Source organism: Moorena sp. SIO3A2, assembly GCF_010672265.1.
Lineage (GTDB): Bacteria > Cyanobacteriota > Cyanobacteriia > Cyanobacteriales > Coleofasciculaceae > Moorena > Moorena producens.
In genome coordinates, this window is sequence record NZ_JAAHHC010000050.1 from 18,552 (window position 1) to 45,087 (window position 26,536).

A 26,536-nucleotide genomic window follows, 5' to 3' on the forward strand; every position below is an offset into this window, starting at 1 on the left:
TTCAACCTTCAACATCCTAACCTTCAACCTTCAACATCCTAACCTTCAACTCCACAAAAAAATAGCCGCAGAAATACTTTCCACGGCTATAGGTTTTGATGATGACTACAATTTTTTAACCAAACCTAAACACAATCCCATGTCATGAGACCTTATGTCTTGGCCAGGGGGGTTGCCCCCCCTAAACTAGTTTAATCGATAATCAGGTACTTGGTCATCATCGTGATAAATTCGCCTGGGATTCCCGTCGGCTGAAGGGGGCTCCACTCCGAGATTTCCGCGTAACGCAGTGCATATAGGGTATGCATGGTCTTGATTATGGCCTTACGTGAGCCTTTCAAAATGTGCTTAACTGGGTATTTTTTTGGAGAAGGTTCCTGAGGAGTATTAGCGGGAGTAATCTCTTCAGGATTGTTGTTTTCGTTTGGGATAAACTCTTCAGTCATCGTTAAAACCTTTGTTTGAAGTTTATATTATAATCATAATGATTATAAATTATTTTGTCAAGGGGTTTTAGAAAATATTTTTTGAGGGAGTATTGAAAGAAAATGTACGGAAATGAAATAGAATATTGTTTTTTTTAAGGAAAAAGGGAATAGTTGTGTAGGGTGCGTTAGGGGTGGACTTGCCCTAATTGTTTGCTCAAGCGCCAGCCTTAGTATAGTCCGCCCCGTAACGCACCACCAGGTCAAACAGCCAAAGTAAAATTAACCAAAAAAACTGTTAGCCTTCGCGTAGCGTCTCTTTCAGAGAATCGCATTTTTTTGATAAGTAATTTTATCGAGAGTATCGGTAATAGTAAATCGAAAAAGTAATTAATTTTGATAATTTTTTCCCGATTCCCGATTCCCGATTCCCGATTCCCGATTCCCGATTCCCTACTCCCTATATTTCCCTGTGTTAAACTATATATAGATTGGGTTTCAAGCATCTACTAGTTAATGCTATATAGTAAACTGGAGGCTAATCCTTGACTAAATTAACCGGCTTGATGGAAATCTCAAGCCATCAGGACTCATTGCCCAGTGCGGATGTCGTATTTGTTCACGGGCTGGGAGGGGATGCTAGAAGCACGTGGCATCCCGAGGGAAAACGGGATGATGATGACTTCTGGCCAGTTTGGTTAGGAAACGATCAGCTAGGTCTTAATATCTGGTCTTTTGGGTATGACGCTGAAGGGACAAACTGGAAAAACAACAGCAGTATGCCTCTGTTCGATCAAGCCAGTAATTTATTAGATTGGTTAGATATCCACGATCTTGGCAAGCGTCCATTAGTATTTATTACTCACAGTATGGGCGGTCTTTTAGTCAAAAAAATGCTTAACAGTGCCTTGACGTTTCAAAAGCAAGCTATTCTTGAGCAGACTAAAGGGATTGTATTCCTGGCTACTCCCCACACTGGTGCTCATCTCGCTAATTTAATTGATAATATTGGCGTTCTGGCACAAACCACCGTAAGTGTAAAGGAACTAAAAGCTCATCACCCTCAGTTACGAGAATTGAATGAATGGTATCGAGAAAATGTTCGGAGTTTAGGAATTGCCACAAAGGTCTATTATGAAACCCAGCCTGTAAAAGGAATTTTGGTGGTAGACCCAGATAGTGCTAACCCAGGGATTGAAAAAGTGAAGCCGGTTGCTCTGGCAAATAACCACATTGACCTATGCAAACCAGAGTCTCAAAACAGTCAGGTCTATCTTGGTGTCAAGAAATTTATCAAGGAATGCCTCAAGACTACTGTACGGCTAAAAGATGACAGCAACGGAACAGTTTATGTTGGCGAGATTCCTATTCATGAGCATTAGCTGAAGTCGTCCGACCGGGAACGGACAAAGTCAAATCCCCCTACTAACATTACTAATCGTGGCACTCCTCACTTTGTGGGGAGACAAGATCAACTTGAGCAGCTCCATCGGGAACTTCAACAGACCGATAAACTAGCAATTTGTGCCATTGCCGGAATGGGGGGTGTGGGCAAAACCGAATTAGCTCTACAATATGCTCTGAAATATCAGGAAAACTACCCTGGTGGTAGGTGCTGGTTATCGGTGCGCGGTGGAGATCTCGGAACTCAACTTGTCAGTTTCGGGCGTAGGGAATTAGGATTAACGATTCCAGATGAACTAGAGTTCAACGACCAGGTAAGATACTGCTGGAGAAATTGGCCAGAAGGAACAGTATTGATCGTGCTGGATGATGTCCCTTCTTTCGGCAAGGACTACAAACAAAGAATTCAGCCCTACTTACCTCCAGCCCAATCCCGCTTTAAGGTGCTGATCACCAGCCGTCAGCGTCCAGGAGCTTCTTACCGACGGATTGACCTGGATGTACTTTCCCCTGAAGCAGCATTGGAATTATTGCGTACCCTTGTTGGACAAGAGCGCATTGATAAGGAATTAAATGCAGCAGAAGCTTTATGTAAATGGTTAGGGTATTTGCCCTTAGGTTTGGAGTTAGTAGGACGATATTTAGATATACATCCGAATTTAACCATTGCTAAAGTTCAGAAACGTTTAGAGAAAAAGAAATTAGCAGCTAAGGCGTTACTTTATCCAACAGAAGAAGGGGAAATGACAGCTCAGTTGGGAGTAGCAGCAGCATTTGAATTATCCTGGCAGGAGTTGCCATCAGAAGCCCAGCAGTTAGGATCTCGTTTGAGTCTGTTTGCTCAAGCTCCTTTTGAGTGGTTCCTGGTAGAGAATTGTGTTATCGAAACTGAAGATGAAGATGACTCGGAAGAAGAACAAGAAGAATTAGAAGAATTACGCGTTCGCGTAGCGTGGCCTACGGCCAATCGCTTTCTGGTAAATCGTAATCTGTTGCAACTGACAGAATATAAAACCTATCGACTTCATCAACTAATTCGATAATTTTTCCAGACCAAGCTGGCTGAATTACCAGAGGCCAATAGCTACAAGCAAAGCTTTTGTAAGGCAATGGTGGCTATAGCAGAAAAAATTCCAAAAATTCCTTATACACCAACTAAAGAAATCACTGCAGTAGTTAGCCCCCTCATCCGTCATTTAGCCGAAACTGCTACTGTCCTAACTGACTGGATCAGGGATGAAGATATAATAAAGCCCTTTGCTAGCTTAGGGAAATTATATCACGGTCAAGGTATCTATGACCAGGCTGAACTGTGGTATCAGCAATGTCTAAAGATAACTAGAAGCCGCTTGGGTCACCACCATCCCCATGTGGCCGAAAGTCTCAACAACCTGGCTGGACTTTACTATGATCAGGGGCGGTATGATCAAGCCGAACCCCTCTATAAACGGGCATTGGATATGATAAAGCGGCTGCTGGGTGAAGACCATCCCGATGTGGCCGACAGTCTCAACAACCTGGCATTACTCTACTATGCTCAGGGGCGGTATGATCAAGCCGAAACCCTCTATATCGATGCTTTGGAGCTGTTGAAGAAGCTGCTGGGTGAAGACCATCCCGATGTGGCCGACAGTCTCAACAACCTGGCATTACTCTACCATGCTCAGGGGCGGTATGATCAAGCCGAAACCCTCTATAAACGGGCATTGGATATGATAAAGCGGCTGCTGGGTGAAGACCATCCCCATGTGGCCAAAACTCTCAACAACCTGGCTGGACTTTACGATGATCAGGGGCGGTATGATCAAGCCGAACCCCTCTATAAACGGGCATTGGATATGAGAAAGCAGCTGCTGGTGCTGTGTGAAAACCATCCCGATGTGGCCGACAGTCTCAACAATCTGGCTGCACTGTACTATGCTCAGAGGCGGTATGATGAGGCCGAACCCCTCTCTAAACAGGCATTGGAGATGAGAAAACAGCGGCTGGGTCACTACCATCCCGATGTCGCCCAAAGTCTCAACAATCTGGCTGCACTGTACTATGATCAGAGGCGGTATGATGAGGCCGAACCCCTCCATCAACAGGCATTGGAGATGAGAAAGCAGCTGCTGGGTGAAGATCATCCTGATATAGCCCAAAGTCTCAACAACCTGGCAACACTCTACCAAGCTCAGGGGCGGTACGATGAGGCGGAACCCCTTTTTGTCCAAGCATTGGAGATTGCCGAACGGAAGTTAGGCTTAAACCATCCTAACACGGTAACCTTTGGTGATAATTTGAAAAGGTTGCGCGATATCCTTAATAATACTTAATTTTTGAGGTATTTTCAGAATAAATTGGCTATTTGGTGCGATGTATTCATAACAATGACTAGTTATCAAAAGAAATTGTAATTCACCCTACAGGATTGACCTTTGGTCACGCTAAGCGATGCTCCTTTGGAGCCGCTAAAAGCGAACGCATTCTCAACCCAACAACCAAAGAATAGCTCTCTTTACCAAATTCCTATCAAAAGCGCTATAATATAAAATTACTCTATCTTATTACCACACCCCACACCCCACACCCTACACCCCACACCTGAGGTCTTTGTCAAAAAACCTACCCTGATCAGCACTCCCCACCCGCTATTTCACCTAACTCCAAAATATTCTTCGGCCAACACTTGACATTTTTCAGTAAAGTGTAAGTATATAGACCCCAAAAGCAATTAGTGAAATTACTAGAACCATGAGTTTATCCCTAAAGCAGCTGACCGTTTATCTGACATTGCTGGGCTTGGGCGGAGGTGCAGGGGTTTTGGGTAGTCGCTATCTCATGGCAGAGCAAGAGGTAATCAGACGCCCACAAATCGTTCCAGCAGTATTACAACCATTCACGCCACAACGACCAAAGGTTGCACCCCAGAAAAACCTGAACTTCATTGCTAAAGCGGTAGAAAAAGTAGGCCCAGCAGTGGTGAGAATCGATGCAGCCCGTCAGGTATCACGGGATATCCCACAACCGTTCCACAATCCCTTCTTTAGGCGCTTTTTTGGGGAAGACCTGCCTATGCCAAAACAGCGCATCGAGCAAGGCACCGGCTCTGGGTTTATCCTCAGCTCCGATGGACGCTTGATTACCAATGCCCACGTTGTAGAAGGCACAGAAGAAGTTAAAGTCACCCTAAAAGACGGTCGCAGCTTTGACGGTCAAGTCGTGGGCACTGACCCAGTCACCGATGTAGCGGTAGTCAAAATTGAAGCCACGGACTTGCCCACAGTCAACTTGGGTAAAGCTGAGAATTTGACCCCAGGAGAATGGGCGATCGCTATTGGTAATCCCCTCGGTTTAGATAATACTGTAACGGTCGGTATCATCAGTGCCTTAGGGCGCTCCAGTTCCCAGGTCGGGGTTCCTGAAAAACGGGTCAGCTTTATCCAAACTGATGCCGCCATTAACCCTGGTAATTCTGGTGGTCCGTTGTTGAATGCCACTGGTGAAGTAGTTGGGATTAACACCGCTATTCGAGCCAATGCCCAAGGCTTAGGGTTTGCTATCCCCGTGGAAACTGCGGAACGGATTGCCAATCAACTATTTTCTAAAGGTAAAGTTGAGCATCCTTACCTAGGCATTCAGATGGTGACCTTGACCCCAGAGTTGAGAGAAAAAATTAATCAAGACCAAGACTTTGACCTGAAAGTCACTCAAGATCATGGGGTTTTAATCGTCCGGGTTGTCCCAGGCTCCCCCGCCCAGAGAGCTGGTTTTAAATCAGGAGATATCATTAAAACCGTTGCGTCGAAACCAGTTAAAAATGCCACTGAGGTTCAGCAGGGTGTGGAAGCCTCTGAAGTTGGCTCCCAGTTAGAGGTGGAAGTGCTTCGTAACGGTAAGACCAAACTAATCGTGGTGCGACCAGGGGCTTTTCCCATGGAAAATCGATGATCATATAGGGAGTAGGGAATCGGGAATCGGGAATCGGGAATCGGGAATCGGGAATCGGGAATCGGGAGTTCGTAGGGTGGGTTAGGCGCGGTCAGGGATTTTGAGGGATTACCAATCAGTGTTGCTGCGCGCCGTAACCCACCGTGTTCAAATTTAGATCGCAAGTGTGGGCAGTAACTAGGTGGGTAGTAGCTAGCTACAGAATTAGCTGTCCTGCAAAAGAAGCCCCACACCTCAATGCGTAGCATGAGTGTGGGATGAATTTTGCACCGGGTCTCTTGGAATAGGGAAACGAGCTATAGCGATCCTAAATAGGTTGTGGCAATTTTCAAAAATGAGATCCTTGCTATACCTGGTTTTCAAGCTTATCACCTGTCACAACTCAAATAGGATTGCTATATCAAGCTTCTTATCAATTCTGACTGAGTCATTCCACGTCGCTGCGCCTCTTGTATTAACTGCCTTTTTTCAAATTCGGTAATCCTAATTATCAGTTTTTTGTTTTTAATTTTGGGTTACTACCTGTGTACACACCTGTTATAATTATAGTAGGTTGCTAAATAGAATGACAAGCAATGCGGATCGCCTATCAATACAGATTAAAGCCAACAAAAGAGCAAAAAAACAAAATAGACAATTGGCTATCAATGCTTTGTGCTCAGTACAACTATTTGTTGGCAGATAGGTTTACCTGGTACGAGCATAATCGTTGTTCTGTCAATGCTTGTCCTCTTGTTTGTCACCTTCCGGAATTAAGGAACAATCCTGACTATTACAGTCAGAAGAAAACCTTACCAAACCTGAAAAAGACTCATCCTTGGTACAAAGAAATTCATTCTCAAGTGCTTCAGGATGTAGTGAAAAGAGTCAAACTAGCCTTTGACCGATTCATAAAGGGTGACAGTAATGGAAAACGAAGTGGCAAGCCTAGATTCAAAAAACGGCACCGCTACCGTACCTTTACTTACCCTCAGATGAAGGAAAAATGTCTAGAAGGTAATCTGATCAATCTACCAAAAATAGGAAAAGTAAAGATTGTCCTACATCGCCCTATTCCTGTTCGCGAAGCGTCGGCTACGCCGAATGGATTCAATATCAAAACAGCTTCGATCACCAAAAAGTGTGATGGTTACTATTTGGTTCTGTCTTTAGAAGACAAGACTGTTCCTGAAATTAAACCCGATATTAATCCAGGCTCAATAGTTGGTATTGATGTTGGCCTCAAAGATTTTCTGACAACATCTGAGGGTGAAACTATAGAGATTCCCCAGTACTATAGGAAGTCGCAAAAAAGACTAAAGGTTATTCAAAAACGGGTATCTCGACGGAAAAAGGGAAGCAGTAACAGGCTCAAGGCTATTAAGCAGCTTAGAAAGCAGCACAAAAAAGTAGCGGACAAACGAAAAGACTTCCATTTCAAGACAACTAATTACTTGCTGTCAAAGTATGATGTAGTCGCTCACGAAAAGTTAAACGTCAAAGGACTTGTCTTATCCAGATTGGCTAAATCTGTGTTGGACGCCGGGTGGTCAAGCTTTCTGACAATCCTGACAAACAAAGCCGTTCGCGTAGCGTGGCCTACGGCCTTAAATGCTGGTTTGTTAGTGATTCCAGTAAGCGCCCAAAATACTTCGCAGAATTGTTCCAGTTGTGGAAAGAAAGTTCCTAAAAAGCTGCATGTACGGTGGCACGATTGTCCCCATTGTGGATGTAATCTTGACCGTGACCATAATGCAGCGATCAACATTAAAAACAGAGCGGCAGGGCAGTCCGCTCTTAAAGCCCAGCGCCTCCTAAGGGATGCCCGGATTGGCTGGGAAGCCTACACTGAACCTGTAAGGTCAGTGTAGGAGCTGTCACCAAGCTGAGTTAATCGCTCTGTGTAGTGCCCATCCTACATCTACATCTCTTCACGACTCCCGACTCCCGACTCCCGACTCCCGACTCCCCACTTCCTCTGCTTGTAAAAAATCAATAAACTGTCGTGCTGTTCTACCAGAGAAACCATTGGCTCGGATCGCCCACTGTAAGGCACGACGTCTGATTTCACTAGGCTCAAGGGGGATTTGGGCTAGGGTAGCTAGATGTTGGACAATCTTCAAGTAGGTTTTCTGGTCAGCTTTCTCAAAGGTTAAGGTTAAGCCAAAGCGATCGCTAAACGAAAGTTTCTCGTGAACCGTATCCCAACCATGAACCTCTTCATTGCTAGGACGGGGACGGTCTTCAAAGAATTCTCGAATCAAGTGTCGTCGATTAGAGGTCGCGTAAACCACAACATTGTCAGGTCGTGCTGTTAAATTCCCTTCCAACATTACCTTTAAAGCTTTGTAGGAATCATTATCCTCTTCAAAGGATAAATCATCGATAAAGATAATAAATTTTTGAGGCTGGTCTCGCAATTGCTCGGTAATCACCGGTAAATCGATCATCTCTGATTTCGGGACTTCAATAATTCGCAATCCCCGCTCACCGTATTCATTTAACAACGCCTTGACCAAAGAAGACTTACCTGAACCGCGACTACCGTAAAGTAATACATTCAGGGCTCGGTAGCCTTTCAGCAGAAACTCTGTATTCTTGAGCAATTGCGTCCGCGCCAATTCATAGCCCACCAGCTCACTGAGTCTAATCGGATCTGGATTAGCAATACCAAACAACTGACCTGATTGCCAACGAAACCCCTGATAGTCAGCAAAAAGTCCAGTGCCAAACTCTCGATAGTATGCCGCGATCGCCTCCAAGCCATCAGCCCAATTGTCTAAATTATTTAGTTTAGCTTGTAGATCAGCTTGCCATCGACTACGTTTATCACTCTGGTCAGACCCAGACCTGGATTGACTTGACTCACAATTCCAAGGCACCAGTTCAACTGGTAAAACAGATGCTCTTTTGACCCACTTACAAAGTTGTTTAGTGCTGCACTTATAGATATTTTGTAAAGCTTGTAAGTCATGACGAGCCGCCTCTACCAATGCTGGCGGTAATGTTTCTAATTCAGAACCTTGCACTTGCCTGGTAAAGGAATTATCAGCCCTAAGGATTTGCCTAAACAGATAATATTGCCAACTTTCGTTTTTGCTAGCTAACCCTTGAAACCAGTCACCATAAGCTTTTAAACAACGGATGTCATCCACATCCCTGTTCACTATAGCTTCTAATAGTTTCAAAAAAGCTAAACCTACCCCTTCACTCAATACTGATTGATAAACTAGCAAAGATGCAGCTTGGTAGCGGAGGTTTTGAATTGAATCAATCGTTTGTTTATCCACAATAGGGTTTTCAGTTGGTTAGGGAATCGGGAATCGGGAATCGGGAATCGGGAATCGGGAATTCAGAAGAGGCAATAGGCAATAGGCAAAAGTTGATTTTAGTTTGATGTTTTGATGTTTTAAAAATGTCACCGATAAACTACTTTAAGGATTTACTTTTTTTGCTAAAAATACTGATATCCTCTATTATTAATCAACTTTACTAAGTGACGACTATTGCCTCTAGCATGAATGCCTTTTGTCTAGACTTTAGGTACTAATTTATCATATAGCAATCCGTGTCGTAATTGTGATAATTTTTTCCCTACTTCCGATTCCCGATTCCCTACTCCCTACTCCCTAAAATCCAATAAACAAAAGGTTGATGAGCATTGTATCACTCATCAACCTTGATTAGACTTTGGACAGGGATCAACTAAGGGTTAGGATTCTCTGCCATTAGCTATTAGCCATCTAAGTATTCAGCTATCAGCTATTAGCTATCAGCTATCAGTTATCAGTTATCAGTTTATGAATAAAACAGGTAACCATTTTTTTGATCTGAGTTACGGGACGCTGACCGCTGACCGCTGACCGCTGACCGCACCTCAAGTAGCGTGCGCGTAGCGCATATGCTTACCCAAACCTCTACTTGCTTTCAGAAAACTCAGCGTCAATGACATCATCACCACCAGAGCTACCAGAAGCACCAGCATCAGAGCCTGGTGCGCCAGCAGGATCGGTGGCCTCAGCAGCCCCCTCAGCTTGCTGATAGAGGTTAGCACTAACACTGTACAGAGCTTGTTGTAACTCAGTGGTCAGAGTCTTGATTTTCTCATCATCCTCTTGGGTAATTGCCTCTCGCAGGTCTTTGATCAACCCTTCGATCTTCTCCTTATCAGCTGCTGGCAATTTATCATCGAGTTCTTTAATCTGTTTCTCGGCCTGGTAGGTAAGAGAATCAGCTTGGTTCTTACGGTCAATCTTCTCACGACGCTCTTGGTCAGCCTCTGCATTAGCTTCAGCATCTTTCACCATCCGGTCTACTTCCTGATCGGATAGGGTGGATGCACCAGTAATGTTGATCGACTGTTCCTTACCAGTGCCCTTGTCCTTAGCGGTAACATTCAGGATACCGTTGGCATCAATGTCAAAGGTTACCTCAATCTGAGGGACGCCACGGGGTGCAGGGGGAATACCATCCAATCTGAAGGTTCCCAAGCTCTTGTTGTCAGAGGACATTTCCCGCTCACCCTGAAGAACATGGATTTCTACGTTGGTCTGACCATCCACAGCAGTAGAGAAGGTTTCTGACTTCTTGGTGGGGACAGTGGTGTTGCGGGGAATCAGTTTCGTCATCACGCCACCGAGAGTTTCCACACCCAAGGACAAGGGGGTGACATCCAACAGTAGGATATCCTTGACTTCACCAGCCAATACACCACCTTGGATAGCAGCACCTACCGCTACCACTTCATCGGGGTTAACGGTTTGGTTAGGATCCTTGCCAAGTACCTTCTTGACCACCTGTTGCACTGCAGGGATCCGAGTGGAACCACCAACCAAGACCACCTCATCAATGGCACTCTTGTCGAGTTTGGCATCCTTGATGGCATTCTCCACCGGAATGCGGCAACGGTCGATTAAGTCAGAGCAAATATCTTCAAACTGACCCCTAGTTAAGGTCATATCCAGGTGCTTAGGCCCTTCTTGGGTAGCCGTGATGAAAGGCAAGTTAATGTCAGCTTGCATAACGCTAGACAACTCAATCTTGGCTTTCTCGGCGGCTTCAGTCAGACGTTGTAGAGCTTGCTTGTCCTTACGTAGGTCAATCCCTTCTGCGCTTTGGAACTCTTTGGCTAGATGATCAACAATTTTCTTATCGAAGTCATCACCACCGAGGTGAGTGTCACCGGAGGTAGCTAACACTTCAAACACCCCGTCACCTACTTCTAAAATAGAGACGTCAAAGGTACCACCACCCAAGTCAAACACCAGGATAGTTTCGTTGCTCTTCTTGTCTAAACCATAAGCCAGAGACGCTGCGGTCGGTTCGTTGATAATCCGCAGCACTTCAACACCAGCAATTTTACCCGCTGCCTTAGTAGCTTGACGCTGGGAGTCATTGAAGTAAGCTGGTACAGTAATTACGGCTTGGGTAACGGTTTCCCCAAGGTACTTGCTAGCATCATCAACCAGCTTGCGTAGCACCTGAGCTGATATCTCTTCTGGCGCAAATTGCTTTCCTTGAGCTGGGCAATCTAGCTTGACATTATCACCAACCTTGAGAGTTTTGTAAGATACTTCCGTAGCCTCGTTGGTGACTTCACTGTATCTACGTCCAATGAAGCGTTTGACTGAATAGAAAGTGTTTTCGGGGTTCATCACCGCCTGACGCTTAGCGATTTGACCGACTAAGCGATCGCCATTTTTGGCATAAGCTACGACTGAAGGGGTTGTCCGAAAACCTTCTGCATTAGCAATAACCGTGGGTTTACCACCTTCCATTACTGCTACACAGGAGTTTGTTGTACCTAAGTCAATTCCAACAACTTTTGCCATAAGAGTGTTCCGGGTGCCTATAACTACAAATACTGGTAGGGTAGGAGAGGATTAGAGAATTATCCGTGCCTTTTGGTTCAAGGAATAACCGTTGCCAGTTTTTATACCATCGGTTGGATTACCATTATTTATACTGAACTTTATTTGCCAGTCTAATGAAGGGTGGTTTCCCGAACCTAAGATCGGACGGTTCTCTATTGATTGAACCTCCCCAACCGTCTTGGATGGGGATTCCCAGGCACAACCAACTAAGTGGCTGTTAACTCCATGGGCGTAACTTTCCCTCGTTCCGGGGGTAGCCGGGTAGGATCGATACCCAGTTTTTTCGTTTATTAACGCCATTGAGGGGAAAAGAATACCCCGTCCTCTTAGGTCGGGGATGAATTTTCCCCTCAAACTCCCCTCTTCGATAACCGATTATCTACTGATTGTCTCGGTCAGGGGGCAGCAAGAAAGAAAAAAGTTATGGGTAATCAGCGCCATTCTCGATTAGGTGTGAGAGTCCGAAAATAGGGAATATCACCGAAGTTGGGGAAGAATCCACCAAGAGTTCTGATTTCCGTCACGTTTGAATTAGGACTGCTATGGTCAAAACCCATGTATGTTTTTTTCCTGACCCCTTTTTGTTGCCTTGCCTGTGTCTAATTTACGAAAATTAACGGCTGTTGGGATTGGTGTGAACCGTAACAAATCAGTTGTGTTTGCCGTCTTGAGAGTAGTTGCGGAAACTGCTTACGGGTAGGTTAGGGAGTAGGGAATCGGGAATCGGGAATCGGGAGTCGGGAATCGGGAATCGGGAATCGGGAGTCGGGAGCTGTGGGGAGATCGGGAGTGATAATTAAGAACTGCTATAAGTATGATCAGCTAAGTATGATCAGCGCTATATCTGTGTTCTGTCATTCTCGGAGATTGCGATCGCGCTTTCAGGTTACAGTCACAGAGTTGTTGAGATTTAGCTCTATTTTCTGATTCTTATTAGAAAATAGATAAGCGATTGGCCTACGGCCACGCTACGCGATCGCCGTTTGTACAAAAGTTACAGAACTTAGGAATCACAAAAGTTTTCCCAGACTGATGAAAAAGATATATAGCTTTTTTTTATACTAATGAGGTGCATTTTTATTAGCTATTCCCTGTTACCCATTCCCTGTTTACTATTAAATCATTATCCCTGCTCCCGTCTTGATGCAGTCGCTCATGGGGGGGACCCCCAAGACCGCGCTGCATCGCTGCTCCCTGCTCCCTGCTCCCTAAAACAATAAAATGTACCTCACCTAATGAAAAAATGCTATTAGGTGATCACGACGGAAACAACACCATTACCCATGGCAGTTCTATCTCCACAATTACAGCAACGGTTAGCATCACCCCTTAAAATTGGGTCGGTTGAGGTCAACAGCAGGGTGTTACAGTCACCCCTGTCTGGAGTAACCGACTTGGTGTTTCGTCGCCTAGTGCGTCGCTACGCCACTGAGTCGATGATGTATACCGAAATGGTTCATGCTAGCCAGTTAAAGTATCTCCGAGAATTGCCCAAGGTTATGGAGGTAGACCCATTAGAAAAACCGATCAGTATCCAATTATTCGACTGTCGCCCGGAATTTCTGGCTCAAGCGGCACAAAGGGCAGTGGCAGAAGGGGCAGATACTGTGGATATCAATATGGGTTGCCCTGTTAATAAAATTACTAAAAATGGTGGCGGGTCTGCTTTACTGCGAGATCCAGAAACGGCAGAAGCAATTGTACGATCAGTAGTGAAGGCGGTGGAGGTACCTGTAACCGTAAAAACCCGTATTGGCTGGACTGATCAGGAGATCAATGCAGTAGAATTTGCCCAACGTATGGAAGATGCCGGGGCTCAGATGTTGACCCTCCATGGCCGTACTCGTGACCAGGGGTATAATGGCTCCGCTCGCTGGGAATGGATTAAGCGGGTAAAAGATGTGCTGTCTATCCCAGTGATTGCTAATGGGGATATTTTGTCCGTCGATGCAGCAGTGCGCTGCTTGGAAGAAACCGGTGCTGATGGGGTAATGTGTTCTCGGGGAACCCTGGGCTATCCCTTTCTAGTCGGAGAAATAGACTATTTCCTGAAAACCGGACAAGTGTTACCCCCAACCACACCAGTACAACTGCTTGAATGTGCTAAGGAGCATTTACAAGGTCTATGGCACTATAAGGGGGAGCGGGGTATTTATCAATCCCGGAAACACATGGCTTGGTACGCGAAAGGGTTTCCCGGAGCAGGGGAATTGCGTAAGAAACTTAGTAGAATAGAGACGGTTGACCAAGGAGTTGAGTTGATTGAAAATGCGATCGCTAAACTTCAGCCGTCAGCCGTGAGCTAAAAGCTCACGCGTGCGCGTTCAGCCGTTAGCCGTTAGCCGTCAGCTTATTTTATTCAAAACCACCTCAAGTAGGGTGGCACAGGCTAAAAGCCTGTGACCTAACCCATAAACTGTTCGCGTGGCATGCCCACAGGCTTTTAGCTGATTGATTATAGCTGATTGATTATAGCTGATTGATTATAGCTGATTGATTATAGCTGATTGATTATAGCTTACCTTTATCCTGATCAACTCCAAGTTTTGATGAAATAGTCTTTTTTTCCAGTATTTGACGGTATAATCACCCAGGCAGATTCTTTCGGCTATTGACCCTGCTGGGTAATATCTTATGACGTCTTGTTATCAGCAATCTTGCTAGATAGTATAATTGTATGATAAGATCGGTAGAATTTTTTGTTAAAATTTAGGAGGATTAATTTAGTATGACCCAAGTGGTTGTCGGTGAAAATGAAGGCATTGAGTCAGCCCTGCGTAGATTTAAGCGACAAGTATCAAAAGCAGGAATTTTTGCTGATATGAAGCGTCTACGTCATTTTGAGACTCCCATTGAAAAGAAAAAGCGCAAAGCGATCGCTCGCAGACGCAAGCGTCGGTACCGCTAAACCTTCAAATCACTGTTGCCACTCCCCGGTCATCAGACGCGGGGATGCTTGGTTAACTGACTCGCTATCACCTGACCGGTTTAACCAACCAAGGTAAGGGAATCGGGAATCGGGAATCGGGAATCAGGAATCGGGAATCGGGAATCGGGAATCGGGAATCGGGAAAATAGATTTGTTTGGGATACGTTCAGTTAAAGCAACTCCAACAACTGGGATTCAGTTAATTGGGTAATTCCTAATTCTTGAGCCTTTTTTAACTTAGAACCAGCATCTTCCCCAACCACCAAATAATCAGTTTTGGCACTAACGGCACTAGTAACCTTACCACCAGCGTTTTGAATCAAGTCTTTCGCTTCACTACGCTTAAGGGTAGGCAAGGTGCCAGTAATCACAAAGGTTTTTCCGGTTAATGGTTGGATTTTATCTAGCGCTATAGTGTTCTGGGAGGCTTCTAACTGTAGACCTGCTTCTCGCAATCGAGTAATCAAGGTTTGGTTGCTGGAAATCTGAAACCAATCCCAGACAGACTGAGCAATTTCTGATCCAATGCCGTAGATTCCCTCAATATCGGGGATTGTTGCTTGAGCCAACTGCTCAATGGTAGAAAAAGTCTGGACAAGGGTTTGAGCATTGACACTACCCACATGACGAATCCTTAACCCATAAAGGACTCGTGACCAAGGTTGAGTTTTGGATTTTGCGATCGCATTTAGCAACTTTTGGGCTAACTTATGCCCAATACCATTCAATGACACCAGCTGCTCTAGGGTTAAATTATAAAGGTCAGCAACAGATGTCACCAAGCCTTGGTCTACCAATTGTTCTACAATCTTTTTCCCCAAACCATTAATATCAAGAGCATAACGACTTGCCCAGTGGGTCAGAGGTCTCTTGTCAATCGACTGTAAACCTGCCTCTCGCAATCGATCAATCAAGGTCTGGTTGCTGGAATTCTGAAACCAATCCCGGACAGACTTAGCAATTTTTGGTCCAATGCTGTAGATTCCCTCAATATCGGGGATTGTTGCTTGAGCCAACTGCTCAATGTTACGGAATTTCTTGGCAAGGGTTTTAGCCTTGTCACTACCCACATGACGAATCCCTAAGCCATAAAGGACTCGTGACCAAGGTTGGGTTTTGGATTTTGCGATCGCATTTAGCAACTTCTGGGCTAACTTATACCCAATACCCTTCAATGACACCAGCTGCTCTAGGGTTAAATCATAAAGGTCAGCAACAGATGTTACCAAGCCTTGGTCTACCAATTGTTCTATAATCTTTTTTCCCAAACCATTAATATCAAGAGCATTACGACTTGCCCAGTGGGTGAGAGCCCGTTGTTGTACTTTTGTCCCTGCCAATTGCACTGTGGGAGCTTCTTCAGTAGCAGGAAACTTCTGGGATTTTACTAATAGCTGGGATTCAGTTAATTGGGTAATTCCTAATTTTTGAGCCTTTTCTAACTTAGAACCGGCATCTTCCCCAACCACCAAATAATCAGTTTTGGCACTAACGGCACTAGTAACCTTACCACCAGCGTTTTGAATCAAGTCTTTCGCGTCACTACGCTTAAGGGTAGGCAAAGTGCCAGTAATCACAAAGGTTTTTCCGGTTAAGGGTTGGGTTTGGTCTAGCGCTATAGTTTTAGTAGAAGCTTCTAACTGTAAACCCGCTTCTCGCAATCGAGCAATCAAGGTCTGGTTGCTGGAAATCTGAAACCAACCCCAGACAGACTGAGCAATTTCTGGTCCAATGCCATAGATTCCCTCAATATCAGTGACGGTTGCTTGAGCCAACTGCTCAATGGTAGGAAAAGTCTGGACAAGGGTTTGAGCATTGACACTACCCACATGACGAATCCCTAACCCATAAAGGACTCGTGACCAAGGTTGAGTTTTGGATTTTGCGATCGCATTTAGCAACTTCTCGGCTAACTTATGCCCCATACGCTCCAATGACACCAACTGGTCTAGGGTTAAATCATAAAGGTCAGCAACAGATGTCACCAAGCCTTGGTCTACCAATTGTTCTACAATCTTTTCCCCTAAACCATTAATATCAAGAGCATTACGACTTGCCCAGTGGGTGAGAGTGCCCTTAACAATGGCAGGACAAGATGAATTAATACAGCGAGTCACTGCTTCACCCTTAGGACGCACCAGTGGTTGATTACAAACAGGGCAATGGGTAGGCATCTCGAAGGGTTTAGCATGGTCAGGACGTAACTCTGGTAAGACACGTACCACCTCCGGGATAATCTCCCCCGCTTTCCGTACAATCACCGTATCCCCAACTCGCAAATCTAATTGGGCAACATAATCACCATTGTGTAGGGCAGCCCGTTGTACTGTTGTGCCTGCCAATTGCACTGGTTCTAAAATAGCCAAGGGTGTCACTGCACCCGTCCGTCCCACATTAACTGTAATTGCTTCCACACGACTGGGAGCTTCTTCAGCCGGATATTTCAGAGCAATCGCCCAACGAGGAAACTTCTGGGTAAACCCCAATTGTTGTTGTATCGGGAAAGCATTAATTTTCACCACTACCCCATCGGTCAGGTAAGGTAAATCTTGCCGTTTCTCATCCCAGTGATTGTAATAATCCTGAACATCCTGTAGAGAAGCACAACATTGGCGATGGGGATTCACCGGAAAACCCAGCTTTTGCAGCAATTCTAGAGCATCCCATTGGGAATTGGGCATTGGGATAGTGTACTTCTCACTACTATCCTGATTCGGAATATGTAAGGTATAAGCAAAGAAAGCCAATTGCCGTTTAGCAACAATTCGAGGTTCTAATTGGCGCAAGGTACCAGCAGCGGCATTACGAGGATTAGCAAATAATGCCTCACCTGCTTGTTCTCGTTCCTGATTAATCCTCTCAAATACATCCAGAGGTAAGAATGCCTCACCACGCACTTCTACTAAAGCTGGCAGTTGGTCTAGATTTTGGTCTAGATTAACTTCCTCTAGATTGAGCCGCAAAGGAATGGAGCGAATAGTGCGGACATTCTGAGTAATATCTTCTCCTGTGGACCCATCACCCCTGGTCACTCCCCTGACCAAAATCCCATTTTCATAGGTCAGTGCTAATGCTGAACCGTCAATTTTGAGTTCACAAACGTATTCAGTATTGACTTCTGAGTCTTGGGAAATATCACCAGAAATATGACGCTGCCATCGTTCTTGCCATTGGCTAAATTCCTCAAGGTTAAAGGCATTATCCAGACTATAGAGGGGGATATTGTGGCGCACGGAAACAAAACCAGTAGCTGGTTTTTCTCCTACCCGCTGGGTTGGACTATCAGAGGTTACTAACTCAGGATACTCTGTTTCCAGCTCTTGCAGTTCCCGGTAGAGTTGATCGTAGATGGCATCTGCCATGATGGGATTGTCCAGGACGTAGTAGGCATAACTAGCGTTTTGCAACAGTCGGCGCAGTTCCTGAACTCGCTGGTTTACGTCGGGGGTTACTGGTGCCACAGGGGGGATTATCCTTGATGGAGATTGACTCTAGTTTATCGGTCAGATTAACCAGATTAACTATAGCCCTGCTTGAGGTGAAAGAGAAAACTTTGGCAAAGTCTAGTCACAAGTTCAGTATTTCTACTAATTCCGTTTGCGGTCACTAATGTCATCTTGGTATTAACTAAGGTACTTTTCCAAGAGACAACAACAATGGGTCTGTTTGATAAAATTTCAATTAGTCGTCAACACAGCCAAACAACACTCGGACCAGCTGAAGCATTTGCTGCGATCGCATTAATTGCTGTTGCTGCTGACGGATTCGCAGCTAGTTCAGAAGTGCAAGCCATTATTACTGCCTTATCTCGAATGCAGCTGTTTAGGAGCTACTCAGCTGATGTAATGGCAAGAATGTTTGAACGACTTTTGATGCTCCTGCAGCGGCAAGGTTCTGAGCCTCTTCTTAGTGCAGCCCTGAAATCACTCCCCTATGAACTACAAGCAACCGCCTTTGCAATCGCCACTGATCTTACTTTAGCAGATGGGGAAGTTACCGATGAGGAAGAAGAATTTTTGAAGGAGCTTTATCATGCTTTAGAGATATCAGAAGAAACTGCTATCAAAATTATAGACGTAATGTTAATTAAAAATCAAGGATAATAGGCTTTTTAGTTGAATTAACAATTACTAACTTAATTAAGTTTGACAAAACTGGCTAAATCTATTTAGTTGAGGGTTCACTGTTGAAAGTGAACCCTCAACTGTTAATTGTGATCTGATCTAAATTGTGATCATCTGGCACTTTATAGAATTACTAACAGATTCACTTTCTAGTATCCCAACTGTACTTCACAAGAACCAGTCAACGCACTGTATTTGGTTCCCTAGGATTGCCACAGCGATTGATGTCACGAGTACAGGGCACACCAATATCAGCCGGATCTAGTACACAAGGGCCAATGGGTTGTGCGATCGCAGGGGGTGCGCTACTTATAGCAGAAGTCATTTGTCAGAAGTCATTTGTCAGAAGTCAAACTCTTGCGCTTACAAAGGGTGTGAGACTTTTGTCATGTCCTAACTGCCCTGGCGACTGCTATAAAAACAGTTGTGCCGCTACCAACAAAGCGCACAGGACTTTCAACGCTTGGTCGAATTTGAAGTCCATGCCGTTTTTGAGAACCTTTAAGATTTTCATAACCTAACTTATCTCTAATGTTGAGTTAAACACATCCTTCTACCCATGCTACTTCCGGTAGTTTACCAGCGCGGAAAGTAGTTACCTTACCCTCTGGATTGGTTTCAAAAATCAATCGATAATTTTTATCTGAACTATCCGTTGGTACGAAGGTTGCATATTTACCACCCGGTACATATTGATGGGGTTCAAGTTCTATTTTGTTACCATATACAGACATGACTTTCTCTAATTTATCCCCCACTTTGATACCGCTAATGGTGCTAATCTGGGGAGAACGTGTGTCTACCCTGGCAATTTTTCCTTCTATTGCCATAAACCACAGATTTTCTATGCCTTCTGGCTGAGATATTAAGCAACCATAGTCTCTTCGACTACTAGCGTCTTCTGGCAGTAGTTTAACTTGGCCAGCCTGGGATGCTTCTTCCAGCGTCATGCCCACGGTGATGGGGCCAATGCCATTAATTGCTATTTTAGATTTAGTAGAAAGTCTTTCTCCCTTGCTCCCAGTCTTCAAACAGAGGTTTTCACCACTTAAGTCCCCAAAACAATTGCCGTCTTTGTTGAGGATAACTACCGATTTGATAGTTGAGAACTGTTTGAGGGTAGATTCAATAGCACTGGTAGCTCTGGCATCATAGCCTACCCCAGGGGAAGGAATGGCACGGCAAAACTTGAGGGTGGCGGTTTCTGCTGCAATAGAGAGGGTAAAATCTTTGCCACAGTTGGATTGACCCTTAAGTTGTAGTGCTTCGGTGAAACCAATTTTAGTTTCTGCTTTGGTCGGACCAATAATCAACTGTTCAATGGCAAAAGTAGCCACTGCACGACTAGTGGTGCTTCTGACTACAGGTTCCACATACCTAAAATCCTGATTACTTTGAGGTTGCTTGGGAAAAAAAACCTTAACGTTTTTTTGCTTAGGAGTAGTTTGAGTTTGGGTAGGAGTTGGGGATATTTCTACTTCTGTTATAGGAGATGGAGAGGAAGTGGATGTATCTGGTGGCGGTGTCTGTTGTTCATTACAAGCATTGAGACTCAAGTATGCCAAGAGTATGCTACTCAAGAGTATAGTTTTAGATTTGTGTAGATCCATTGCGCACCTCGACGTTATCCTTGTTAAAGTTAATATAGCGTTTTTTATCCTAATGAGGTGCAAATAATTTTTACCTTCTTACCTGTTCCCTGTTCCCTAAAATCCATGAATTGTGTACCTCATAGCACTGACATGCTCCCTACGGACTATATAGCAATTCTATATCCCATAAGGTACCTATTATCCCCCTAAATCCCCCTTAATAAGGGGGACTTTGAAGTTGATAAGCGTACCTCATAACTGCAAGAAACGCTATACCTTACTTATTAAATAAATGCTATAGTTATAGCAAAGTAGCTTTCCCCTTGATTATGTATCAAGTTACCCTATCTGTTCCAGAAGAAACCGCACAGGCTTTAAACCTAACACCAGAACAACTAGGACAAGAATTATGTTTAAGTGCTGCGATGAAACTTTATGAATTAGGTAAACTTTCCTCTGGTGCTGCTGCTCAACTAGCTGGTATTGAGCGAGTAGTTTTTTTATCTAAGTTGAGTGACTATGGTATCAACACTTTCAGATTAACAGAAGCGGAATTAACAGAGGATTTAGCGAATGCCTAATGTGATTGCTGATACCTCACCAATTCAATATCTCTATCAAACAAATTTACTGGATTTACTACCACAACTTTATGGATCGGTTATTGTACCTCAAGCTGTGGCGAATGAATTAGCTGCTGGAGTAGCTTTGAAAATTTCCCTACCTGATTTAACTTCCTTATCTTGGCTCAAGGTAAAAACAACAATAGTGGATTCAGCTTTACAGGAAATAAATGGATTAGGTGCGGGAGAGAAAGAGGCGTTTGCTTTAGCTTTGGAGATAGAAGACCCCCTGGTGATTGTGGATGATGGGTTGGCTAGGTATTACGCCAAACAACTGAATATTAAATTTACAGGGACATTAGGAATTTTACTCAAAGCAAAACAGCGAGGGGAGTTGACTATTGTAGCTCCGATTTTAGACAAATTAGATGCTCTAGGATTTCGTCTTGATTACTCCACACGAATGGCTGTTTTGAAACTTGCTGGTGAATTATAGCAATTATTATACCCATGAGGTACAGATTTATGGGTTTTAGGGAGCAGGGAGCAGGGAGCAAAGAGGTAAGAGCAAAGAGGGGAATAATGTGTACCTCATAGCTACGATAAACGCTATATCTGGGTAACCCTATTTCTGTCTTAACCCTCAATCCGCAAAATCGCTTCTTTCACTTCCACCTCTGATTCAATTACTGCCATAATTCCTGGTAAATATTCATCCATTGTCATGACGTTAGCGTAAACGATTGGTTTAATTAAAGCAAAACTAAGATTGTCCTCTTTTACATCAATGCTGGTTTTGTAGCGGATTTCTCCATCGTCGAAATCGAATTCAAAATTACCCATAATCATGCCATAGTTGGCGCGAGTGATAAATTCTGTGATGGCTAAGCGCTTGTTTTCTGGAGCCTTAACGGGGCAAATTGAATAAAATACAAATTGTCTGTGTTCTTCTCTGGCTTGGGCGTAGCAAGTCCATTGTCCGTTTTCACCCCGAAATAAAAGACGCAAGGCTGATGTTTCTGGTATCTTGACAAATTGCCATTGGTCTGATTCAAAAAAGTTAACTATTGCGGTAAAGATTGATTGGTTTGTGGTGGTATCTTCTTCTGTGTCGGAGAATGTTTCATCAACTAATTCGTTGAAAATGCTGCTAATTCCCTCAAGAAATTCAGAGGTAGCGTTTTGGGTAGCTTCAGCTAAGTTGGCTTGGGTCCATTCTTGGAAAAAGTTAACAATTCCTGCGGAAAGTTCTTCGCTGGTCGCTTCTGGGTGGTTAATGGTGGAAGGATTAAGGTAGTTCCAGAAGGTGTTATAACCCACTTCACCGTTGGGTTGTTGCTGTTTTACGGATAAGCATAGCCAGCTTTCGGTGCTGAGTAGTTTGTTTGTTAAGGGGTTTTCGGGTTGTTGACAAAGCTGAAGCAGGTAGTTAGCAGCTTCTTCTGCGGTGGAAGCTTTTTCTAATAGCTGTGGCAGTAAATCCGGTTGGAGAGTGGTTTCAATTTGGATATCACCACTGGGGAGAAAGTTACCACCACTCATGGGTGCCCGTACTTCTGGTTTGAGGTTGAATAGTTTTTCGGTGTCGATGCGGTGGTAAAGTTCGGGGGTTACCTGGAAGGTAAGACGACATTCGATGATTTGGTGGTTTTGTTTGGTGAGGGATAGGGAAGTTGTGGTAATGGTTAAGGGATTGGAGGAGTCATTTAAGGTTAACTCTTTGTCTAAAGGGAAGTTTTCAGTATAATCATTCATTTTTTTGATAAATTAAAGTAAAGCCAGTTGTCGTTAATCGCAGTCCTGGTTTTAGTTCCAGTACTTTTTTTCGGTGTAAATTTTGAGGAAATTATCGAATGGAAACCACCAATCAACGTTTAGAACAATGGCGTGAAACCCTAGAAAATATTTTAAAGTATTACGCCAATCTTCCTGACCGCTATGGTGATGTGACAACCTCTGTAATTATCAGTGGCGAACGCAATCATTTTCTGCTAGTCCATGAAGGCTGGGAAAATCATCGCCGTGTATATGGTACGATTGTTCATGGTGAAATCCGCGATGGTAAAATCTGGATTCACTACGACGGTATTGAAGATGGTATCACGGATGAATTGGTTGCTTCAGGAGTACCGAAGGATAGGATTGTTCTTGCTTTTCATCCCCCCGAGATTCGTGAACATAGTGGGTATGCGATCGCATAGCATTGGCTTTGGTGGGTTACGCTGTCGAAGGGCGCACCCTACAATATCATGGGATTAGCCCAAAGGGCTACGCTTCGCGATACTCCAAAAGAGCCGCTAAAAGCGATTGGCCGTAGGCCACGCTACGCGAAGGCACTCAGCCACTCCTTTTTTTTTTGATGAGGATACGCTCTAAAATAAAAAAAATATAAGCCAAAATCTTTGCTAAATAAGGCTTTGAGAGATTTATACCCAAGAGTGAATTTGTTCTCCATGTCAAAAAGCAAGCACAGTAAGCTTTGATGTATTGATAGTACACGTGTATGGGTGACTTCAGTTATAATGGTATTGCCTGGAAAATAATTTCATTATTTATAAAAAAAAATGACTATAAAGCTTCAATTTAAACCAGAAGTAGAGGCTCGTATAATTGCTAAAGCTGCTGCCAAAGGTGTATCAGTACAAACCTATCTTGAATCTGTGATTGAAGATAGTTTGATGAACCAAGAACAAACATGTTTCTATGAAACAGTAACCGATAAAGAATGGAACTCGGAATTAATGGATTTAATCAATAGTCCAGCTTTTACTGTAGCACCGCCACTTGCCGATACAGCAGTTGTCCGAGAAAGTATATACACAAGAGAAGAAGAAATGTTATGAGCTATTTGGTGGATACAAATGTTTTGCTGCGTTTGGTGCAGAAGAATAGCCCGATGCATCCCGATGCTCGAAAAGCGATTTTTATGCTTAGAAGACAAGGTGTGTCTTTATGTATTATTCCACAGAATCTTATCGAGTTTTGGGCTGTTGCCACACGACCAATTAGCAATAATGGTTTAGGTTTATCTATTGATGAAGCTTCACAAGCAACAGATAAAATCAAGAGAATATTTTTAGTATATCCTGATACTCCTGGGATTTTGGCTGAGTGGGAAAGTATTGTTATTAAACATCAGGTTAAGGGAAAACAAGTACATGATGCTCGTTTAGTTGCTGCGATGGTAACTCATAAAATTACACATTTACTTACATTTAACATTGATGACTTCAAACGTTTTACTGAGATTATAAGTGTTAATCCCCAAAGTGTTGCTTCACAGGCTTAGATATATTCGGTGATGTGACAATTCATATGATTATCAGTGGCGATTGACCTATGGTCACGCGGGGCGCGTTCGCAACCATTTTCTGCTGGTCCATGAAGGCTGGGAAAATCATCGCCGTGTATATGGTACGATTGTTCATGGTGAAATCCGCGATGGTAAAATTTGGATTCACTACGACGGTATGGAAGATGGGATCACGGATGAATTGGTTGCTTCAGGAGTACCGAAGGATAGGATTGTTCTTGCTTTTCATCCCCCCGAGATTCGTGAACATACTGGGTATGCGATCGCATAGTGTTTGCTGATAAGTTCTATGACAGTCAATTTACCTCTCAAATTATAAAAACTGCCGATAAATTTACTCTAATTCACTGCGAAGTCAGTATATTGACGTACAGCAGGTTCTTGAAATGCTAGTACAATATCAGTCTTTGGTACTCCCAATTTGACGAGTTCGTTGGCAAAACCAATTTCAGTTCCATCATGATGTATCCAAATTTTGGCATTTTTGATGCTGAAATGTAGAACACAACCATACATGGGTTGGCGGTTTTTCCAACCAGTGTAAACAACTTGATAATGGTCGTGGTCTGAGTCAAAAATTAAGGCAGCTTCAACATCTTGATCAGATGGACTTTTACTGGCATAATCACTCAGAAGTTGTTTAATGTATTGGCGATACTGGATTATTTTTTCCATTCTAAAATCACCTCTTCAGATAAGCAATCTATGCAAATCTTGATACAAAACCATTATACAATAATCAACTTCTTTTAGAGTTCTAAGTTATTGTGGGTTAGATCGGCGATTGACCGTAGGTCACGCTACGCGATGAAGCGTTTCGGCAAAGCCGACGCTACGCGAACGCAAAGCGTGGCCTACGGCCTCAGCTTCCGCGCTTGTGCGATTGACCGTAGGTCACGCTACGCGATCGCGTATAGCCCTAGGCCAATAAGTTAGGACATAAGATTCAGGGAGCGGTCAGGATTCCGCCTTGAAAAATGTCCTAAGCTGAACGCCTCTTACCATACTATATGAGGTATGTCTAGAGTGTGTCATGGGCTTGTTTGCTTGAGGTAAGAGACATTTGGCTCTTTTGCGCCGTAACCCACCAATAATCTTTTGATTTTCTCTTTTATCTCAGTGTCTGCATTCTTCGGCAGCCTTTCTATTGGTTTTCGGTAATCGTTATCAATTACTTCCGGATCGGCATCTCGATCGAGAAGCGTTTTAATTATAGGAATATTCAGCTTACTTACCGCGATCCCTAATGCATTCATTCCACTAAATCCGCCAGCTTCATTGATTGTGTCTTTTGCTCCGTGATTGAGGAGCAGTTTAACCATTTCTATATTTTCTTCCTCTACACTCCATCTCAGAGGAGAATTGCCTTCATTATCCTTGACATTAGGATTAGCTCCCGCTTTCAATAGTAAGCTTACTATCTCTTTGTGGCCGCCCCACATAGCCATGAGTAATGGATTAGAATCCCGGTCTAGATTCCAAGCATTGACATCAGCTCCGGCTTTTATCAAAAGTTTTACAATTTCTATTTTTCCTCCATAATCAACTTCATCTATCGCTTCTTGTAAGGGAGTCCAGAAAGGGGGATTAGGCATGTAAAAATTAACGTCGAGACCTTGTTCAATCATCTTCGCAAGATTACTATCATCATGGTATCGAATTATCTCAAAAATATCTTTATTGTTCATTTTAATTAACAAAAATAAGATGAGGATAAACTACTTTAAACTCAATCCTTGAGATTACTAGTAACGTTCAAGGCTTGAGCTAAAAATATTCTTTATATATAATCTCCATAATTGTCTAATAGCTCTTGGCAGTTTTCCAGTGCATTCCTCATTTGATTGAGAGCATCTGTGTGTCTTTGATCCGGTTTTCCACCAAAGCATTCATCTTGTATTTGTTGTCTTTGATCAATACATTCTTGTAGAATTTTAATTCTGTTAATAACATGGTTTTTCGTTATTCCTTTGACTGATCTTCCTTTGAGTTTTTTCCCGGCTTTTAGCTTATCCAAAGCTGGCTTACACCCAGGCAGTGGTATAGAACCACAAATTGCATCTTTTTCCCCTTGGAGTCTCTCAAGGACTTCATCTTCACAGGTCTGATTTGAATGTTTTCTATCTCTTTCCGCTTTTTTTTTGCCATCTTCACTTTTACTTCTTCGACTTGTATAATCATAATCCCAATCTTTTCCCCCATCAATAACTGTGATAGAGCTGAAGATAGGATGTTTATTCTTGGTAAGATTGGCAGCTTTTATTGCATTAGCTTTAGGTAAGCATTCAGCTATCAGCCAAAGGCCTTTGGCCACGCTTTCGGCAAAGCCGACGCTTCGCGAACGCGAACAGCTATCAGCCAAAGGCCTTTGGCCACTGGGCATAGCCCACGCTACTTGATGTGC

Annotated in this window: 24 protein-coding genes and 2 pseudogenes; 15 read left to right on the plus strand and 11 right to left on the minus strand. The window is 43.7% G+C overall.

Translation table 11 applies throughout. From position 1 onward, the window contains the following. Nucleotides 1–191 precede the first annotated feature (191 nt). Complete coding sequence (locus F6K64_RS31745; RefSeq protein WP_287256131.1) at nucleotides 192–446, minus strand: hypothetical protein; 255 nt, start codon at nucleotides 444–446, stop codon at nucleotides 192–194. 524 nt (nucleotides 447–970) lie between these two features. Between F6K64_RS31745 and F6K64_RS31750 the strand changes: the two genes are divergently transcribed. The 3 genes and pseudogenes from F6K64_RS31750 (at nucleotide 971) to F6K64_RS31760 (ending at nucleotide 5,759) form a co-directional block, all read left to right on the plus strand. After that, nucleotides 971–1,807, plus strand: a complete 837-nt coding sequence (locus F6K64_RS31750; protein ID WP_287267455.1) for an esterase/lipase family protein — start codon at nucleotides 971–973, stop codon at nucleotides 1,805–1,807. Between the two features lie 75 nt (nucleotides 1,808–1,882). Continuing rightward, a pseudogene (locus tag F6K64_RS39220) lies at nucleotides 1,883–4,144 on the plus strand (tetratricopeptide repeat protein). Nucleotides 4,145–4,562: 418 nt separating this feature from the next. Then, complete coding sequence (locus F6K64_RS31760; RefSeq protein WP_287267457.1) at nucleotides 4,563–5,759, plus strand: HhoA/HhoB/HtrA family serine endopeptidase; 1,197 nt, start codon at nucleotides 4,563–4,565, stop codon at nucleotides 5,757–5,759. Here F6K64_RS31760 and F6K64_RS31765 read toward each other — a convergent pair. Beyond that, nucleotides 5,642–6,007, minus strand: a complete 366-nt coding sequence (locus F6K64_RS31765) for a hypothetical protein (RefSeq protein WP_287267458.1) — start codon at nucleotides 6,005–6,007, stop codon at nucleotides 5,642–5,644. The genes F6K64_RS31760 and F6K64_RS31765 overlap by 118 nt on opposite strands. A gap of 327 nt (nucleotides 6,008–6,334) precedes the next feature. Here F6K64_RS31765 and F6K64_RS31770 point away from each other — a divergent pair, with 327 nt between their 5' ends. Next, nucleotides 6,335–7,609 carry an RNA-guided endonuclease InsQ/TnpB family protein gene (locus F6K64_RS31770; protein WP_287267460.1) on the plus strand — a complete coding sequence of 425 codons (1,275 nt, stop codon included), beginning with the start codon at nucleotides 6,335–6,337 and terminating at the stop codon, nucleotides 7,607–7,609. A 60-nt stretch (nucleotides 7,610–7,669) separates the two neighbouring features. Here the strand turns inward: F6K64_RS31770 and F6K64_RS31775 are convergent, their stop codons facing one another. Together F6K64_RS31775 and dnaK are read right to left on the minus strand one after the other, a co-directional pair. Beyond that, nucleotides 7,670–9,028: an ATP-binding protein gene (locus F6K64_RS31775; RefSeq protein ID WP_287267462.1), complete on the minus strand. Its 1,359-nt coding sequence runs from the start codon at nucleotides 9,026–9,028 to the stop codon at nucleotides 7,670–7,672. A 627-nt stretch (nucleotides 9,029–9,655) separates the two neighbouring features. Further along, nucleotides 9,656–11,569: a molecular chaperone DnaK gene (gene dnaK, locus F6K64_RS31780; protein ID WP_287267463.1), complete on the minus strand. Its 1,914-nt coding sequence runs from the start codon at nucleotides 11,567–11,569 to the stop codon at nucleotides 9,656–9,658. Nucleotides 11,570–12,288: 719 nt separating this feature from the next. Between dnaK and F6K64_RS31785 the strand changes: the two genes are divergently transcribed. From F6K64_RS31785 to rpsU, 3 genes are all read left to right on the plus strand, one after another. After that, complete coding sequence (locus F6K64_RS31785; protein WP_287267465.1) at nucleotides 12,289–12,411, plus strand: hypothetical protein; 123 nt, start codon at nucleotides 12,289–12,291, stop codon at nucleotides 12,409–12,411. A 483-nt stretch (nucleotides 12,412–12,894) separates the two neighbouring features. Next, on the plus strand, nucleotides 12,895–13,917 hold the full coding sequence (gene dusB / locus F6K64_RS31790) for a tRNA dihydrouridine synthase DusB (protein WP_287267466.1): 1,023 nt from the start codon (nucleotides 12,895–12,897) through the stop codon (nucleotides 13,915–13,917). 422 nt (nucleotides 13,918–14,339) lie between these two features. Continuing rightward, nucleotides 14,340–14,519: a 30S ribosomal protein S21 gene (gene rpsU, locus F6K64_RS31795; protein ID WP_008186741.1), complete on the plus strand. Its 180-nt coding sequence runs from the start codon at nucleotides 14,340–14,342 to the stop codon at nucleotides 14,517–14,519. A gap of 191 nt (nucleotides 14,520–14,710) precedes the next feature. Here rpsU and ligA read toward each other — a convergent pair whose 3' ends face one another. Next, complete coding sequence (gene ligA / locus F6K64_RS31800) at nucleotides 14,711–18,001, minus strand: NAD-dependent DNA ligase LigA (RefSeq protein ID WP_287267468.1); 3,291 nt, start codon at nucleotides 17,999–18,001, stop codon at nucleotides 14,711–14,713. A 195-nt stretch (nucleotides 18,002–18,196) separates the two neighbouring features. On the opposite strand from ligA, the gene F6K64_RS31805 reads away from it, so the two are divergent. Next, on the plus strand, nucleotides 18,197–18,643 hold the full coding sequence (locus F6K64_RS31805) for a tellurite resistance TerB family protein (RefSeq protein WP_287267469.1): 447 nt from the start codon (nucleotides 18,197–18,199) through the stop codon (nucleotides 18,641–18,643). Nucleotides 18,644–18,845: 202 nt separating this feature from the next. Here the strand turns inward: F6K64_RS31805 and F6K64_RS31810 are convergent, their stop codons facing one another. Beyond that, nucleotides 18,846–18,989 (minus strand): hypothetical protein, encoded by a 144-nt coding sequence (locus tag F6K64_RS31810; protein WP_287251669.1) that lies wholly within the window; start codon nucleotides 18,987–18,989, stop codon nucleotides 18,846–18,848. Nucleotides 18,990–19,203: 214 nt separating this feature from the next. Next, the gene (locus tag F6K64_RS31815; protein WP_287267470.1) at nucleotides 19,204–20,274 is read right to left on the minus strand and encodes a hypothetical protein; all 1,071 of its coding nucleotides are present in this window, start codon (nucleotides 20,272–20,274) and stop codon (nucleotides 19,204–19,206) included. Nucleotides 20,275–20,585: 311 nt separating this feature from the next. Between F6K64_RS31815 and F6K64_RS31820 the strand changes: the two genes are divergently transcribed. Then, the gene (locus tag F6K64_RS31820; protein ID WP_287267472.1) at nucleotides 20,586–20,837 is read left to right on the plus strand and encodes a UPF0175 family protein; all 252 of its coding nucleotides are present in this window, start codon (nucleotides 20,586–20,588) and stop codon (nucleotides 20,835–20,837) included. Continuing rightward, nucleotides 20,830–21,315, plus strand: a complete 486-nt coding sequence (locus tag F6K64_RS31825) for a PIN domain-containing protein (protein WP_287267474.1) — start codon at nucleotides 20,830–20,832, stop codon at nucleotides 21,313–21,315. The genes F6K64_RS31820 and F6K64_RS31825 overlap by 8 nt, the downstream gene beginning before the upstream one ends. 140 nt (nucleotides 21,316–21,455) lie before the next feature. On the opposite strand, the gene F6K64_RS31830 is transcribed toward F6K64_RS31825, so the two are convergent. Beyond that, complete coding sequence (locus F6K64_RS31830) at nucleotides 21,456–22,574, minus strand: type III secretion system chaperone family protein (RefSeq protein WP_287267475.1); 1,119 nt, start codon at nucleotides 22,572–22,574, stop codon at nucleotides 21,456–21,458. Between the two features lie 98 nt (nucleotides 22,575–22,672). Between F6K64_RS31830 and F6K64_RS31835 the strand changes: the two genes are divergently transcribed. The 4 genes and pseudogenes from F6K64_RS31835 to F6K64_RS31850 all read left to right on the plus strand — a co-directional run. Beyond that, a complete protein-coding gene (locus F6K64_RS31835) occupies nucleotides 22,673–23,020 on the plus strand; it encodes a XisI protein (protein WP_008178098.1) in 348 nt (115 codons plus the stop codon). Between the two features lie 363 nt (nucleotides 23,021–23,383). Continuing rightward, complete coding sequence (locus F6K64_RS31840; RefSeq protein ID WP_008178102.1) at nucleotides 23,384–23,662, plus strand: hypothetical protein; 279 nt, start codon at nucleotides 23,384–23,386, stop codon at nucleotides 23,660–23,662. Next, entirely contained in the window at nucleotides 23,659–24,108 is a 450-nt protein-coding gene (locus F6K64_RS31845) for a type II toxin-antitoxin system VapC family toxin (protein ID WP_008178103.1), read from the plus strand. The genes F6K64_RS31840 and F6K64_RS31845 overlap by 4 nt, the downstream gene beginning before the upstream one ends. A 64-nt stretch (nucleotides 24,109–24,172) precedes the next feature. Further along, nucleotides 24,173–24,403 (plus strand): annotated as a pseudogene (locus F6K64_RS31850) (XisI protein); the annotation flags it as partial. Nucleotides 24,404–24,471: 68 nt separating this feature from the next. Here F6K64_RS31850 and F6K64_RS31855 read toward each other — a convergent pair. Next, nucleotides 24,472–24,807 carry a XisI protein gene (locus F6K64_RS31855; protein ID WP_008178108.1) on the minus strand — a complete coding sequence of 112 codons (336 nt, stop codon included), beginning with the start codon at nucleotides 24,805–24,807 and terminating at the stop codon, nucleotides 24,472–24,474. Between the two features lie 90 nt (nucleotides 24,808–24,897). On the opposite strand from F6K64_RS31855, the gene F6K64_RS31860 reads away from it, so the two are divergent. After that, nucleotides 24,898–25,068, plus strand: a complete 171-nt coding sequence (locus tag F6K64_RS31860) for a hypothetical protein (RefSeq protein WP_154659645.1) — start codon at nucleotides 24,898–24,900, stop codon at nucleotides 25,066–25,068. Nucleotides 25,069–25,163: 95 nt separating this feature from the next. Here F6K64_RS31860 and F6K64_RS31865 read toward each other — a convergent pair whose 3' ends face one another. Further along, entirely contained in the window at nucleotides 25,164–25,820 is a 657-nt protein-coding gene (locus tag F6K64_RS31865; RefSeq protein WP_008178110.1) for an ankyrin repeat domain-containing protein, read from the minus strand. A 92-nt stretch (nucleotides 25,821–25,912) separates the two neighbouring features. Continuing rightward, on the minus strand, nucleotides 25,913–26,536 hold a 624-nt coding region (locus tag F6K64_RS31870; protein ID WP_287256598.1), incomplete at its 5' end, for a hypothetical protein.

Bases quoted from the DNA above. Each gene is read 5' to 3' on its own strand.
- F6K64_RS31745 (WP_287256131.1), bottom strand. From the start codon at position 446: ATGACTGAAGAGTTTATCCCAAACGAAAACAACAATCCTGAAGAGATT.
- F6K64_RS31835 (WP_008178098.1), top strand. From the start codon at position 22,673: ATGGAAACCACCAATCAACGTTTAGAACAATGGCGTGAAACCCTAGAA.
- F6K64_RS31805 (WP_287267469.1), top strand. From the start codon at position 18,197: ATGGGTCTGTTTGATAAAATTTCAATTAGTCGTCAACACAGCCAAACA.
- F6K64_RS31865 (WP_008178110.1), bottom strand. From the start codon at position 25,820: ATGAACAATAAAGATATTTTTGAGATAATTCGATACCATGATGATAGT.
- F6K64_RS31840 (WP_008178102.1), top strand. From the start codon at position 23,384: ATGACTATAAAGCTTCAATTTAAACCAGAAGTAGAGGCTCGTATAATT.
- F6K64_RS31770 (WP_287267460.1), top strand. From the start codon at position 6,335: ATGCGGATCGCCTATCAATACAGATTAAAGCCAACAAAAGAGCAAAAA.
- dnaK (WP_287267463.1), bottom strand. From the start codon at position 11,569: ATGGCAAAAGTTGTTGGAATTGACTTAGGTACAACAAACTCCTGTGTA.
- F6K64_RS31845 (WP_008178103.1), top strand. From the start codon at position 23,659: ATGAGCTATTTGGTGGATACAAATGTTTTGCTGCGTTTGGTGCAGAAG.
- F6K64_RS31855 (WP_008178108.1), bottom strand. From the start codon at position 24,807: ATGGAAAAAATAATCCAGTATCGCCAATACATTAAACAACTTCTGAGT.
- rpsU (WP_008186741.1), top strand. From the start codon at position 14,340: ATGACCCAAGTGGTTGTCGGTGAAAATGAAGGCATTGAGTCAGCCCTG.
- F6K64_RS31815 (WP_287267470.1), bottom strand. From the start codon at position 20,274: ATGGATCTACACAAATCTAAAACTATACTCTTGAGTAGCATACTCTTG.
- dusB (WP_287267466.1), top strand. From the start codon at position 12,895: ATGGCAGTTCTATCTCCACAATTACAGCAACGGTTAGCATCACCCCTT.
- F6K64_RS31820 (WP_287267472.1), top strand. From the start codon at position 20,586: ATGTATCAAGTTACCCTATCTGTTCCAGAAGAAACCGCACAGGCTTTA.
- F6K64_RS31810 (WP_287251669.1), bottom strand. From the start codon at position 18,989: ATGACTTCTGCTATAAGTAGCGCACCCCCTGCGATCGCACAACCCATT.
- F6K64_RS31830 (WP_287267475.1), bottom strand. From the start codon at position 22,574: ATGAATGATTATACTGAAAACTTCCCTTTAGACAAAGAGTTAACCTTA.
- F6K64_RS31765 (WP_287267458.1), bottom strand. From the start codon at position 6,007: ATGCTACGCATTGAGGTGTGGGGCTTCTTTTGCAGGACAGCTAATTCT.
- F6K64_RS31760 (WP_287267457.1), top strand. From the start codon at position 4,563: ATGAGTTTATCCCTAAAGCAGCTGACCGTTTATCTGACATTGCTGGGC.
- F6K64_RS31825 (WP_287267474.1), top strand. From the start codon at position 20,830: ATGCCTAATGTGATTGCTGATACCTCACCAATTCAATATCTCTATCAA.